This window comes from Helicobacter sp. TUL (assembly GCF_002287135.1).
Taxonomy (GTDB): domain Bacteria; phylum Campylobacterota; class Campylobacteria; order Campylobacterales; family Helicobacteraceae; genus Helicobacter_F.
In genome coordinates, this window is record NZ_NESU01000002.1 from 83292 (window position 1) to 96680 (window position 13389).

Here is a 13389-nt window from a genome sequence, read left to right on the forward strand (position 1 = left end):
ACATTTTTATAACAACCATCATTGTCAATTCAAGATAAAAATCTGCAATGCTAACATAAAAATGATAAAAACTCTCTTGTATTTAATTTTTGTAAAAAAACCACGATTTTGTGTGTTCAGTATTTTGGGTATTTAAGAGGTCGCAGTGAAAAATATTGTCATTGGTTTTATGGCGTTGTGTGTAGCTATAATCGTGTATGTAGTCTTTAATGTTTTTGTTTTTGATAGAGAAGAGCCCATTCTTCAATCACAATCCGCATTACCCACTCATTGGAATTTGCAAGATGACTTAGTCTTATCATTTAGTGATGAGAGTGGCATACGCAAGTATAGCGTGGAAGTAAGCCTAGATTCTCAAGTGCTATTTAGCGATGAAGAAATTGTGCTAAACAAACCCAAAAAATTTCAGCTTTCACTCCCAAAACCTCTTACAGAGCTCAAAGATGGCACGACATTGCAGTATAAGATTTGTGTGCGTGATTGGAGTAATACGAACTTTTTTTCTGGCAACCAAACTTGTATTAATTTGCCTCTAATCATTGATGTGAGTGCCCCACAAATCCAAATTCTTGCACGATCCCCAAAAATATCGCGCTCTGGTAGTGCCTTTGTTCTCTTTAAAGTCAAAGATTTTGCCCTAGATTCTGTGGTGCTTAGTAATGGCAAGAATGAATTTCGTGCTTTTAAACATACCTTTAATGATGTTACACTGCCACCTGATGAGGCAGTGTATGGTGCAATCATCGCATGGCCCTTAGAAAATAAGCTTTTTGAAGGGAGTATCAAGGCTCGTGATAAGGCAGCCAATACCACAAACATTCCCCTTAATTTCCAAAAAAATCTTAGTGCGCCTATTCGTAAATCTAATCTGCGCTTAAAACCAGAATTTTTAGAATCCAAACTACGCTCACTCTTTGAAGAAGTGGGTTCTGCAGAATATGAAAGTTTTGCAGATGATAAGGAGCGGTTTGTATTTATTAATGAAGAAGTGCGATTACGGGATACACAGCAAATTTTAGAAGCCACAGGCACTACGATCTCTAATGTGAGCTATATGACTAATGGTGTTATGCCTTTTTCAGGATTGCAAAAAGCTATGGTTGTAGGGTATTTTGGTGATGAGCGTAGCTATTATTTGAATAAAGAGCTTGTGGGCATAGCGTATCATATGGGCGTAGATTACGCGAGTGTGCGTAATGCACCTATCATTGCGAGTAATGGTGGTGTGGTAGTTTTGCGACAATATTTGGGGATTCACGGCAATAGCGCTATTATCTATCACGGATTTGGTCTTGCGAGTTTGTATGCGCATATGTCAGATTCTACGCTAAAGGTAGGCGACAGGGTGCACATTGGTGATATTATCGGTTATACAGGTTCTAGTGGTTGGGCATTTGGCGATCATTTGCATTTAGAAATGCTTGTGCAAGGTCATGCTGTCAATGTCTTTGAATGGGAAAATCCTAAATGGATAGAAGAATCTGTTAATGCAGTTTTTGAGGAGGCGCATAGACAATTGCTAGAGCAAACCCAATCAAATTAATTATTACCAAATACAAAACAAGCGTGCATTTATCTTTTGGGGTGTAGAATTGCGTTTTATTTCAAGATTTTATACGAGGAGTTATTATGAGGCTTTTTCATAGTGTTGTATTGGTAGGCTTATTAAGTTTAGGGAGTGTAGGTGCAGCGCATTGGGGATATGAAGAGGACAATGGACCAAGCACTTGGGGGCAAGATTATCCAGAATGTAATGGTATGGAGCAATCTCCCATTAATATCGTAAGCAAGGATACAGCTTCTGTTGCTAATGCACTTGCTATAGAGTATAAGGCAGATTCTCAAAATATCATCAACAACGGGCATTCTGTGCAAGTTAATTTTGCAAAAAACAATACCATAACATATGGCGGTCAAGAATATGCACTTGTGCAATTGCATTTTCATACCCCATCTGAAAACACCATTGATGGCAAAAGCTATCCTTTAGAAATGCATCTTGTGCATAGCAGTTTAGATGGAAAATTGCTTGTGATTGGTGTGCTATTTACTGAGGGCGAGGCAAATACAGAGCTACAAAAGATTGTAGAAGCTGCTCCTGAACAAAGTGGTGTAGTGAGAGATTTTGAGGGCTTAAATCCAGCCAATATTCTTCCTAATAAGCTTTCTTATTATGCCTTTAGCGGTAGTTTGACAACACCACCTTGTAGCCAAAATGTGCAATGGGTTGTTTTGGGACAAACCATTAGTGCTTCTAAATCACAAATAGATTCACTACATACTATTATGCATACTAACGCACGCAATACCCAACCACTCAATGGTAGAGAGATTCAGAGTGCGCAATAATTTTATCTAAGCGAGGCTAGAATCTCTTTGAGATTGCCAAAGACATACGCCACCTCTTGTTTTGTGATGACATAAGGTGGCATAAAATAGATTGTATTTCCCAAAGGGCGCAAAAGTAAGCCTTTTTGCAATGCCTTGTTATATACTTCTATGCCTTTTCTTTGCCCTTCAAATCCTACGAGATCAAATGCGAGTATCATACCTCTTTGGCGCATATTTTGCACAAAGCCAAATTCTCTAAGAGATTGTGCTTGTTCCCAAATATATGCACTTAAAAGCTTGTTAGATTCTATAACATTTTCTTTGTCAAAAATATCAAGCACCGCGTTTGCACATGCACACGCTAGAGGATTTCCGGTATAAGAATGTGAATGCAAAAATGCCTTATGTGTTTCATAAGGTGCATAAAAATACTCATAGATTGCATCGCTTGTTACCACCACTGATAGTGGCAAATATCCACCACTTAGCCCTTTGCTAAGGCATAAAAAGTCTGGGATTACTCCACATTGTTCAAAGGCAAACATACTGCCACTACGCCCAAACCCCACTGCAATTTCATCAAAAATAACAAAGATTCCGCGATCTTGGCACATTTTTGTCGCTTTGGCGACAAATTCTGGAGTGTGCATTGCCATATTTCCTGCACATTGCACAAGTGGTTCGAGGATAAATGCCACGATATTTGGGTGTGAATCTAGCGTAGATTCTAAGTCTTTTAGGGCTTGTTCTGTGTTATGGAGTGTGGGTGCGGTGCTTGTGAGTGTTTTTAGCAAGATTGGATCATACACTTGCTTATACAAGCCTACATCACCTACGCTAAGCGCACCAATTGTTTCTCCGTGATAGGCGTTTTGGAGTGAAAGAAAAGTATCATAAAAAGTCGTGTTAGATTCTATGGCTTTGGCGTGGTAAGCCATTTTGAGCGCAACTTCGATGGCGCTTGAGCCATTATCGGCAAAAAAACACTTGCTAAGTGGCGCAGGGAGAATCCCACACAGGCGAGAAGAAAGCGTGATGATAGGCTCGTGTGAGAATCCCGCTAGGATAATATGCTCGAGATTCTCAATTTGGGCGCAAAGTTTTTGGTTGATATAAGGATTGCAATGCCCAAAGAGATTGACCCACCAGCTCGAAACACAATCAATATAGGCTTTGTCGTCAAAATCATAGACATACACGCCTTTGCCGCTCTTTATCGGTATGAGTGGGTAAGTCGCCTCGTGATCGTGCATTTGCGTGCAGGGGTGCCAAATATGGGCGAGATCTTGGGCTTTTAACATCTGTGAATCTTGCATCACGAATACCTTTGTGTGAAATTTGAGGCATTGTAAGCCCTATAAGCTTTTGTTTTGCTTAGTGGGGGTATAATGCCAGCTTGGGCATAGCAGGTGGTTGCTTTTAGAATCTAAAAGAGGAAAGTCCGAGCTACATTAAGACAGGATTCCATTTAACAAATGGCTGATGTAAATCAAGGGAAAGTGCAACAGAAAACAACCGCCAGCGTAAGAAAATGGTAAGGGTGAAAAGGCGGGGTAAGAGCCCACCGACATTGTAGCAATACATTGTGCCGTGCAAACCCAATCCGTAGCAAGAAGAGTAGGTTAGAAGTCTTAAATCTCTTAGCTCTTCGCAAGAGTGCGGTAGCGATGCCGCACCTAGATAAATAGCCACCCACGACAGAACTCGGCTTATGCTATGCCTAAGATCTCAAATCCAAAAAACCCTCATACACAATTTTCTTACATTTCTTGAATCTAGATTCAAAAACTTTTACTTTTTTGCCCTTTTTTGATTTTTTGTTTAATATTTTATGGCAATTTATGCGTTTTTTTTTTTTTGCGATAGAATCCATAAATTTTACGAATGTGAAATATATGTCATTTAAGGTAAGGGGGGAAATGATGAAAAAATGGTTTAGCTCTTTGCGCATTGCGACAAAGCTTTTGTTTTCTGTGGCTGTGATTATGGTGCTTGGGATTGTGATCTTAGCGACTTCGATCGTGAGAGAGGTGAGTGATGATATCGTGGCAAATACCAAAAACACGATCACGCAGGCTTCTAAAAACTACGCCACGACGATGAAGGGGCTCTTTGATGAGACGATCACGCTTGCACGAGGCGTGGGCTCTGCGCTCAATGAAATCTATCGCAAAACTCCAAGAGAGCAAGTCAATCTCGAGAGTGTCTCAAGCATCATCAAAAATATGCTTGATAATAGCCACGCGACTTATAGTTTCTTATATCTCTTAGATCGTCCGGCAAATGCGACGAGCTTTGATAGTCGCTATTTTACAGAGAGTGGGAAGTTTGCTATCCTCTATCATAGCCTAAGCGAGGAGCGAGAGAGCACCCAGCTAGAGCAGGCACGCGATGGAGTGGTAAATATCCCGGTGATCCGCCGAGTGCTAGATGAAGCCCAAAAAGGCGAGCAAAAGGCTTATGTGGGACAGCCAGCGATGTTAAACTTCGGTAGCGGCGAGTTTTTGGGGCTGAACATTGTGTATCCTATATTTGATTCAAGCAAGAAGCTTTTGGGGATTGTCGGCTATACCTTTAGCCTAGTGGATATTTCTAATAAGCTCACTGATCCTAAATTAGACTTATACGCGGGCAATCTTAGAATCCTTATGACAGATACGGGTATCATCGCCATTCACAACAACCCCAAACTGATCTTAGAAAATATGGGCAAAGCCAATCCGCGCCCAGAAGCCAAAAACACGCTCAATGCCATCGCGACACGCACCAGCGGTGTGTTTGATGACTATGTCGCGACTACGGGCGATGCAAGCTATGCAAGTGTGGAATCTTTTAGCACGATCAATGACACAAGCCACTGGTCAATCCTCGTAACCGCACCCAAAAAAGAAGTGTTAAAGCCTTTGTATGCGTTGCAGATTCACATTGCGATGTTGGCTGTTGTGTTTTTGCTTGTCGTGATGATAGTCGTGTGGTATTGTGTGAGGAAAATCGTGGGCGCAAGGCTACCTATTATCCTAAACACCCTCCTAAACTTCTTTAGACTCCTCAATCACGAAAAGGTAGAGGTCAAACCCATCATCATTAGGGCAAATGATGAACTAGGAGCTATGGGCAGAGCCATCAATGAAAATATAGAGAAAGCCAAATCAGACTTAGACCAAGACTCCGCTCTTGTCAATGAATCTCTTGATGTGATTAATTATACACGCGAAGGTCATGCTGATAGACGCATTACACTAAAAGGTGCTAATCCCCAGCTAAACACCCTAAAAGATTCTGTTAATCAACTCCTAGACTTACTCTCCTCTGCTATTGGTAATGACTTACCAGAGCTTAATCGTGTCTTTGATAGCTTTGTTAAGCTTGACTTCTCCACACAAGTCAAAGACGCACAAGGTAGAGTAGAAGTTGTTACTAATACATTAGGTGAAGAAATTAGACAAATGCTACAAGCTTCCTCAAACTTCGCCAAAGACTTAGCAGCCCAAAGTGAAGAGTTAAAAACCTCTATGCAAAAACTCACAGAAGGATCTCAATCTCAAGCTAGCTCACTAGAACAATCTGCAGCAGCAGTAGAAGAGATAAGCTCATCAATGCAAAATGTCAGTGATAAGACCATAGAAGCTACCAAACAAGCAGAGGATATTAAAAACATCGTAGGAGTGATAAAAGACATAGCAGACCAAACCAATCTCTTAGCTTTAAATGCTGCTATAGAAGCAGCAAGAGCAGGAGAGCATGGTAGAGGCTTTGCAGTAGTAGCAGATGAAGTAAGAAAGCTAGCAGAGAGAACGACTAAATCACTAGGAGAGATAGAGGCTAATGTCAATATCTTAGTGCAATCTGTCAATGAAATGAGTGAATCTATACGAGAGCAAACAGAAGGTTTATCACAGATTAATGAGGCTATTGCTCAATTAGAAGGAGTTACTCAAGAGAATGTAGAAGTAGCTAATAATACTAATGAGATTACTCAAAAGGTAAATACTATAGCTGATGAGATATTAGCTGATGTGGAGAGGAAGAAGTTCTAAAACACGCGTATTATGCTCTGTGAAATTTGCTACAAAACCTTAGGTTTGATGTAATCTTTTGAAGCAAAAAGTTGTATAATTATTTACTCATCACAACATAAGGATTTTGTATGCAACCCACTACACAAAAGCAGGTGTTTTATCGCAAAAAACGCTATCTTGTTTATGCTATCGCGGCGGTGGTATTACTAAGCTTCCCTTTTATCACTATTGATGGCACACATCTTTTTTTACTCTCTTTTGAACATGGAGAGCTACATTTATTAGGCACGCGATTTAATATGCAAGAATTGTATTTAATGCCATTTTTGCTTATTTTGCTTTTTGTGGGAATCTTTTTTCTCACGACATTGGCAGGTCGTCTTTGGTGTGGCTGGGCGTGCCCACAAACCATTTTCCGTGTCATTTATCGTGATTTATTACAAACTACTATTTTTGGTTTGCGTAAAAAAATTTCCAACAAACAACAACCTATGCGCCTTGAAAGTTTTGCTGATAAACTAAAGGCTACCCTTGCTTTTGTGATTATCGCATTTTTGTGCCTTGTTGCTGCAGCAAACCTTATGTGGTTTTTTGTCCCACCGGAAGATTTTTTCTCATATATTACAAATCCTTTAGATCACCCTGTGCTTATGGTGTTTTGGTTAGGCTTTGGGATATTTTTTATTTTTGATATTACCTTTATTCAAGAGAATTTTTGTATTTATATCTGCCCATATTGCCGTGTGCAATCTGTGTTGTATGATAATGATACGCTTATGCCTACTTATAATTACAATCGTGGAGGATTTGTATATGATAAGCACGGCACAAAAATTACCCAAAAGCTAAAATTTATTGATCCAAATGCTGAATGCATAGAATGTGAACAATGCGTCAAGGTGTGTCCTACACATATCGATATACGCAAGGGTATGCAATTAGAATGTATTAACTGCCTTGAATGTGTTGATGCTTGCACAGGTGTAATGGGCAAGCTTAATAAGCCTTCACTTGTTTCTTGGACTTCTCCTACAGCTATGGAGCATAGCAAAAAAGTTCAATATTTTAGATTCAAAACTATTGCATATATTGTTGTGCTTAGTGTCGTGTTTGTTACATTATTGGTGGTAAGCACCAAAAAAGAAGGTATGCTTTTGAATATCAACACGACTTCTGAATTGTATAAGATTCGCACACAAGAGGTTGTTGATAATACCTTTAGGGCAGTCTTTCATAATACAGATAGTGTAGATCATGAATTTTCTGTAGAAATTGTAAGCCCTAATAAAGATTTTGATATTGCATCAAGACTTGAGATTATCAAACCAAAAGAGCCTTTTGTTGTCAAAGCAGGGCAAAAGATTACACAAATGATCACCATAAGGGCAAGAGAGAATCTTTCTCGAAGTGATAGGGGTGATAGTATCTATCCAATCGTGTTGCGCTCGTTTGCAATTGATGATAAGGATCGCATTTTTGCTAAACGCAAAACAAACTTTACATACCCAAGTCAAGAAACAATTCAAACTTACTTGCAAAAACACCAAGAAATCGCAAAATAAGTCCATTATCCACTAGAATCTGTTGGGCAGATTCTAGTGTGTTTAGATCCTTAGACTTTCTACAGCCTCATAATAATCTTTTGCGCCAAAGATATAGCTTCCTGCCACTACCATATCCGCACCATTTTCTTTGACTAAAACAATATTTTGTGCGCTGATACCGCCATCAATTTCAATAAGGCATTGAGGATTGAGTTCATCACGTAAGATTCGTAAATCACGAAGCTTTTGGAGCGTATAGGGGATAAATTTTTGTCCCCCAAAGCCCGGATTCACACTCATAAGTAGCACCAAATCAATTTTTGGCAATATATAGCGGAGATTTTCAAGGCTTGTGTGTGGGTTTAGCACTACACCAGCTTTGATACCCTGTGATTTAATCTCTTCTATTAGCCTATCAAGATGACATACTTCTTCGATATGCACACTCAAAAATGCGGGTTTAAGAGGCGCAAAAAGTTTGACAAAAAATTCACTATTGCGTGTCATTAGGTGAATATCAAGTGGTTTTGTAGCAATTTTGGCAATTTTTTCTACAACAAGTGGTCCTATGGTGAGATTTGGCACAAAATGTCCGTCCATTACATCAATGTGCAAATAATCACATGTAGTTGCGCAAATAGCTTCCACTTCTTTTCCTAGATTCAAAAAATCTGCTGACAATAAGCTTGGTGCGACAAGCATTGTTTTTTTCATATGTTTATCCTTTGTATGCAAAATTACACGCATTGTAGCATGTTGTTTAGTCCGCTGTGCTTAAGCCCTTTAGCCATTGGCTATGTTGTGTTATATGATCTTTTTGGAGTAGATTATCGCGTAGAGATTCTAAGTCTTGGCATGTAAGCGCACCCATTACTTCTGCGCTTAATATTGTTTCATGAGATGTAACACTTAGGGCATTGAGAAGATTTTGGATTTCATCAATCAATGCACCTTTTGTTGTTATCTCGCCATTTTTGGTCGTATGTGGAGTTTGCATATCTGTCCTTATATGGTAAATGTGGCTAATTCTTGTGCGATTTGTGTATGAAAAGATTCAAAATAGCCCTGATTTTGTGGTAGTTTTGCTTGAAATTCTTGGAGAATTAACACATAATCACTTTCTAAAAGCTCACCTTTTAGCACTAAATATTTGAGGTATAACCAATAGGTATTTAGCACATCGCTTTGGCAATATTCTTGTATCTTTTCTAGCGCCTCTTTGTTTGTGAGATGTGGGTCAAAAAATATCTCATGCACTTGAGAACCACTCACATCATATTTTCCTACAATGCCACACATTTTGCACACAGAATCTAAGGTAAGTCCGCGCACAGCACCAAATCCACCAAGACTATCTAGTAAGTCTGTGTGAAAATTTTCGGCATAGCGTTGGCGGTAATTTTCCCATTTATTTTTGTTGTATTGGGGATTATTGATTTCAAAATACGCACCAGCTTGGATATGATACCGCATAGCGCGTAATGTAAGAGCCACCATATCAAATCCCCTACCATTAAAACTTACAATACTTGGTTGTTTGGCATTAAACCATTCCCAAAAATCTCGCAAAATCCCAGATTCTAGATTATTTAGGGCTTGTAAGTCTCTCGTGCTTTGCATATATGCTTCACTTGCTTTAAGTCCGAAGTTTCCGACTTTTATGAAATGCCCAAAATCATCACATAGCACACTTGAAATGCTAATGATACGATGAAAGGGGATAGGCAAAAACTCTGATCCGCTTTTTTGGGCTTGGTGTGCGAATGCTTGTGTGCATATTGCAAGCTCATCGCCATCAAAACCAAAATTTTGCGCAAGTAAATAGGTATCAGGAATAGTTTCTATATCAAGGACACAAATCATTTAAGCCTCCTTATACGCGAGATAGGATACAATCGAAGTTTTATTATTGTAGCAAAGTTCGCATAAAAGGAAACAAAATGTATGCATTGCTTAGTGTAAGCGATAAAAGTGGAATTGTAGAATTTGGCAAGGAATTAGTGAATCTTGGATACAAGATTTTAAGCACAGGCGGCACGCTAAAAGCTTTGCAAGAATCGGGTGTGTGTGCGGAGGAAGTAAGTAACTATACGCAAAGCCCAGAAATGTTTGATGGTAGGGTAAAAACATTGCACCCTAAGATTCATGGAGGGATTTTGTATCGTCGAGATGATGAGGCACATATAAAAAGCGCTCAAGAATACAATATAGATTCTATTAGTCTTGTGTGTGTGAATCTCTATCCTTTTAAGCAGACAATCGAGCGCACAGATGATTTTGGCGAGATTATTGAAAATATTGATATTGGTGGTCCTGCTATGGTGCGTTCGGCAGCAAAGAATTTTCATAGTGTGCTTATTGTAACCGATCCCAATGATTATACGCGCGTGATAGAGAATCTAAAACACCAAAACAATACGCTAGAGTTTCGCACCGAGCTTATGATAAAGGCTTATGAGCATACAGCAAGTTATGATTCTATGATTGCTAATTATATGAATAAGCGATTTAAACAAGGTTTTGGTGATAAGCAATTTATCGTGGGCAAAAAAGTGTTTGATACACGTTATGGGGAAAACCCTCATCAAAAAGGTGCACTCTATGAGTTTAGTGAGTTTTTTAGCCAACATTTGTGTATAAAAAAGGGTGAGCCAAGTTTTAATAACCTCACAGATATTAATGCAGCTATTAGTATCGCGAGTGCGTTTGGTGAATGTAGTGCCGTGTGTATAGTAAAACACGGGAATCCTTGTGGCTTTGCTATCAAAGAGAATTTGCTAGATTCGTATGTGAGTGCGCTTATGTGTGATAGTGTGAGTGCGTATGGAGGTGTGGTAGCGCTTAATGGTGTTATTGATGAAACATTGGCGCGAAAAATGAATGAAATTTTTATTGAAGTGATTGTGTGCGCAGGTATCAGTGATGCAGCATTGAAGGTTTTTGAATCTAAAAAACGCACAAAGATTTTTACCTATGCTTTGCAGGGACAAAATGTGTTACATTTACCGCGAGATTCTTATGATTTCAAGCATATCCAAGGTGGATTTTTGTATCAGCAAAGCGATAGCGTAGGCGCTCACGAAGTGGCACAAGCAACATGTATGACAAAACAAGTCGCCACGCCTTCGCAATTTAAGGATTTAGAGATTGCATATAAGGTAGCAAGTTTAACAAAGTCTAATTGTGTTGTGTATGTCAAAGATGGTGCTGTGGTTGCTATTGGTATGGGTATGACAAGCAGAGTTGATGCTTCTAGAGCGGCTATTGCAAAGGCGCAAGATATGGGCTTAGATTTGCAAGGGTGTGTGTTGGCTTCAGAAGCCTTTTTCCCATTCCGAGATAGTATCGATATGGCACATAGTGTTGGTGTGTCGGCAGTGATTCAACCAGGTGGCAGCATACGCGATGATGAAGTAATAGCGGCATGTGATGAGTTTGGTATAGCGATGTATTTTACACATACAAGGCATTTTTTACACTAGAATAAAATGAAATAGTAATAGGAGATTTTGTGTGATGTCTCCAAAATATTGGAGACACTAAAAAATTTAGAGTCTAGACTCGTAGCGACGAAGCATATATAAGCGCTTGAGTAATTTTTTCTTAGCGTTTATCTTTTGCTTTTTACGGCGTTCTGTTTGTGGTTCGAAAAATCTTCTAGCTCTTGTTTCTGTAACCACAAGATTTCTATCAGTTTGTTTTTTGAATTTTCTGTAAGCTTCATCGAAGCTTTCATTTTCACGCACCTTGATACCTGGCATATACATCACCCACTTTCTTTTATAAAATGAAGCCGACATTGTATGGCAAAAAAACTAAAACAAATATTAAGGAATACTTGGATACAATACCGCCTTTTATGTTTGTATGTGCTCGTAGCTCAGCTGAATAGAGCAACAGGTTGCGGTCCTGTAGGTCGGGGGTTTGAATCCCTCCGAGCACACCATTTCTCACTTACATCTTCACATAAGCTATGCTTCTCTTAGTTTTTGGTATCATTATCTACAGGTTTTATAATTATTATTTTTTAGTTTAGGTTGGATCTAATGGAACGCAATGTCAAATATGTCAGTATAGGTATTGTTTTTCTTGGGATTGTGATAGGGTTTTGTGTTTTTGTCTTGTGGTTGGGGCGATTTGATTTTGGTGTGAGTAAATACAAGACATATTATATTTTGACACAAGATGAAACTTCAGCAGTCGGAGTAAATACGCCTGTGAAATTTAAGGGCATAGCAGTGGGAAAAATCGATAGTGTAAGCTTTGAGGATCTCGCGCAAGGTGTCATCAAGATTACATTGTCTATAGATTCTAATTTGGAAGTGCGTGAAGATTCATATATTAGCATTGCCTCAAGCGGTCTTGCCGGAGCAAATTATCTTGCATTTTATCAGGGACAAAGCCCGCAACTCAATACTTCACATATCATAGAATTCAAAAAAGGCGGACTTGATATTTTGCTTCAAAAAGTCGAAGCCATAGGAGATAAGGGACTTAGTGTGCTAAGTGGTGTAAGTGAGCTTACTAGCCCACAGACAATTGAGAATCTCCAAAAAACCCTTTTGTATCTCTCTCAAATGAGCCAAGATATGGCGCATATCATGAAGCGCTTAGATTCTATTACCGCAAATATTGACACAAACCTTCAATCTGGTCAATATGATTTTCGCTCTATGCTTAATCCTAGTCTTTTGCAACTTCAAGAAACACTTTTGCAAGCTGATCATTTCTTTTCTAAAGCCACGCATTTGGTGGATAAGATTGAAAAAAATCCATACGATAGTCTTTTTGGTAAAAAACGCAGCAGTGATGAATAATGTGTAATCCCCAAACATATAAGGAGTGGATATGAAGCTAAGGTATATTGTTATAGGTTGTATTGTGGCGTTATATGCAGGATGCGTGAGTGTAGATATAAAAACAGAGATACCAGATGTAAGTTTTTATGACATTTCTTTGCATACCCAAAAGATTCTCAAAAATCCCAAACATAGCTATGGCACGATCATAAGCGCGGCAATGCCCTATGATAGCACAGACATATACAAGCTAGATTTGCAAAGTCTTCGCACGCGCATTATCCCAAATGTTCAATGGGTAAGCAAACCAAAAGAAATGCTTATCGCGACTTTGAGTGGTATGATGAGTGAGCAGGGGCTAAATCTCATTAAGCCGCCATTTGGGAGTGTGAAGGTAGATAAGATTTTAAAGCTTCATATTGATAAGATTCTTATTATTCAAAGAGATGGGAAGGATTATGCCACATTAAGCATACATTATGATCTTTTAAGCGCCAAAGATGCAGGGGTATTGAAAAATGGCGTGATTGTGCGTGAAAAAGAAATACTCAATATGCAAGATTTTGCGCCAATATTTTTGAAGCTAAGCCAAGAGGTGTTTTCTGAAATCATTGGGCAGATTTTGTAGTCTTATATTTTATTAAGAGTCTTTTTTTTTTTTTTGATACAATTCCGCGCATTTTTATAACATATGGA

Annotated in this window: 12 protein-coding genes, 1 tRNA gene and 1 other RNA gene; 9 read left to right on the top strand and 5 right to left on the bottom strand. The window is 38.9% G+C overall.

The window, feature by feature from the left end; translation table 11 throughout:
• Positions 1-145 precede the first annotated feature (145 nt).
• Positions 146-1543, top strand: a complete 1398-nt coding sequence (locus B9T66_RS01515) for a M23 family metallopeptidase (RefSeq protein WP_095627232.1) — start codon at positions 146-148, stop codon at positions 1541-1543.
• An 86-nt stretch (positions 1544-1629) separates the two neighbouring features.
• The gene (locus tag B9T66_RS01520; protein ID WP_095627233.1) at positions 1630-2349 is read left to right on the top strand and encodes a carbonic anhydrase; all 720 of its coding nucleotides are present in this window, start codon (positions 1630-1632) and stop codon (positions 2347-2349) included.
• Positions 2350-2351: 2 nt separating this feature from the next.
• On the opposite strand, the gene B9T66_RS01525 is transcribed toward B9T66_RS01520, so the two are convergent.
• Positions 2352-3647 (bottom strand): adenosylmethionine--8-amino-7-oxononanoate transaminase, encoded by a 1296-nt coding sequence (locus B9T66_RS01525; protein WP_095627234.1) that lies wholly within the window; start codon positions 3645-3647, stop codon positions 2352-2354.
• An 81-nt stretch (positions 3648-3728) separates the two neighbouring features.
• Between B9T66_RS01525 and rnpB the strand changes: the two genes are divergently transcribed.
• From rnpB to ccoG, 3 genes are all read left to right on the top strand, one after another.
• Positions 3729-4058, top strand: an RNA gene (gene rnpB / locus B9T66_RS01530) — RNase P RNA component class A.
• Positions 4059-4250: 192 nt separating this feature from the next.
• Positions 4251-6368 carry a methyl-accepting chemotaxis protein gene (locus B9T66_RS01540; protein ID WP_308201191.1) on the top strand — a complete coding sequence of 706 codons (2118 nt, stop codon included), beginning with the start codon at positions 4251-4253 and terminating at the stop codon, positions 6366-6368.
• Positions 6369-6478: 110 nt separating this feature from the next.
• Positions 6479-7912 (top strand): cytochrome c oxidase accessory protein CcoG, encoded by a 1434-nt coding sequence (gene ccoG, locus B9T66_RS01545; protein ID WP_095627237.1) that lies wholly within the window; start codon positions 6479-6481, stop codon positions 7910-7912.
• A 42-nt stretch (positions 7913-7954) separates the two neighbouring features.
• On the opposite strand, the gene rpe is transcribed toward ccoG, so the two are convergent.
• From rpe to B9T66_RS01560, 3 genes are read right to left on the bottom strand one after another with little or no spacing between them, the layout of a single operon-like run.
• A complete protein-coding gene (rpe, locus tag B9T66_RS01550) occupies positions 7955-8596 on the bottom strand; it encodes a ribulose-phosphate 3-epimerase (RefSeq protein WP_095627346.1) in 642 nt (213 codons plus the stop codon).
• Between the two features lie 58 nt (positions 8597-8654).
• The gene (locus tag B9T66_RS01555) at positions 8655-8891 is read right to left on the bottom strand and encodes a hypothetical protein (RefSeq protein WP_095627238.1); all 237 of its coding nucleotides are present in this window, start codon (positions 8889-8891) and stop codon (positions 8655-8657) included.
• Positions 8892-8899: 8 nt separating this feature from the next.
• Entirely contained in the window at positions 8900-9757 is an 858-nt protein-coding gene (locus B9T66_RS01560) for a 3'-5' exonuclease (protein WP_095627239.1), read from the bottom strand.
• Positions 9758-9834: 77 nt separating this feature from the next.
• Here B9T66_RS01560 and purH point away from each other — a divergent pair, with 77 nt between their 5' ends.
• Positions 9835-11376, top strand: a complete 1542-nt coding sequence (purH, locus tag B9T66_RS01565) for a bifunctional phosphoribosylaminoimidazolecarboxamide formyltransferase/IMP cyclohydrolase (protein WP_095627240.1) — start codon at positions 9835-9837, stop codon at positions 11374-11376.
• 66 nt (positions 11377-11442) lie between these two features.
• Here the strand turns inward: purH and rpsU are convergent, their stop codons facing one another.
• Positions 11443-11655: a 30S ribosomal protein S21 gene (gene rpsU, locus B9T66_RS01570; protein WP_095627347.1), complete on the bottom strand. Its 213-nt coding sequence runs from the start codon at positions 11653-11655 to the stop codon at positions 11443-11445.
• 108 nt (positions 11656-11763) lie between these two features.
• Between rpsU and B9T66_RS01575 the strand changes: the two genes are divergently transcribed.
• The 3 genes from B9T66_RS01575 (at position 11764) to B9T66_RS01585 (ending at position 13321) form a co-directional block, all read left to right on the top strand.
• A tRNA-Arg gene (locus B9T66_RS01575) sits at positions 11764-11840 on the top strand.
• A 100-nt stretch (positions 11841-11940) separates the two neighbouring features.
• Positions 11941-12711 (top strand): MlaD family protein, encoded by a 771-nt coding sequence (locus tag B9T66_RS01580; protein ID WP_095627241.1) that lies wholly within the window; start codon positions 11941-11943, stop codon positions 12709-12711.
• Between the two features lie 31 nt (positions 12712-12742).
• Positions 12743-13321 carry a hypothetical protein gene (locus B9T66_RS01585; RefSeq protein WP_095627242.1) on the top strand — a complete coding sequence of 193 codons (579 nt, stop codon included), beginning with the start codon at positions 12743-12745 and terminating at the stop codon, positions 13319-13321.
• Positions 13322-13389 lie beyond the last annotated feature (68 nt).

Coding starts and splice junctions, on each gene's coding strand:
- rpsU (WP_095627347.1), bottom strand. CDS start 11,655: ATGCCAGGTATCAAGGTGCGTGAAAATGAAAGCTTCGATGAAGCTTAC.
- ccoG (WP_095627237.1), top strand. CDS start 6,479: ATGCAACCCACTACACAAAAGCAGGTGTTTTATCGCAAAAAACGCTAT.
- B9T66_RS01560 (WP_095627239.1), bottom strand. CDS start 9,757: ATGATTTGTGTCCTTGATATAGAAACTATTCCTGATACCTATTTACTT.
- B9T66_RS01585 (WP_095627242.1), top strand. CDS start 12,743: ATGAAGCTAAGGTATATTGTTATAGGTTGTATTGTGGCGTTATATGCA.
- B9T66_RS01555 (WP_095627238.1), bottom strand. CDS start 8,891: ATGCAAACTCCACATACGACCAAAAATGGCGAGATAACAACAAAAGGT.
- B9T66_RS01540 (WP_308201191.1), top strand. CDS start 4,251: ATGATGAAAAAATGGTTTAGCTCTTTGCGCATTGCGACAAAGCTTTTG.
- B9T66_RS01580 (WP_095627241.1), top strand. CDS start 11,941: ATGGAACGCAATGTCAAATATGTCAGTATAGGTATTGTTTTTCTTGGG.
- B9T66_RS01520 (WP_095627233.1), top strand. CDS start 1,630: ATGAGGCTTTTTCATAGTGTTGTATTGGTAGGCTTATTAAGTTTAGGG.
- B9T66_RS01525 (WP_095627234.1), bottom strand. CDS start 3,647: ATGCAAGATTCACAGATGTTAAAAGCCCAAGATCTCGCCCATATTTGG.
- rpe (WP_095627346.1), bottom strand. CDS start 8,596: ATGCTTGTCGCACCAAGCTTATTGTCAGCAGATTTTTTGAATCTAGGA.
- purH (WP_095627240.1), top strand. CDS start 9,835: ATGTATGCATTGCTTAGTGTAAGCGATAAAAGTGGAATTGTAGAATTT.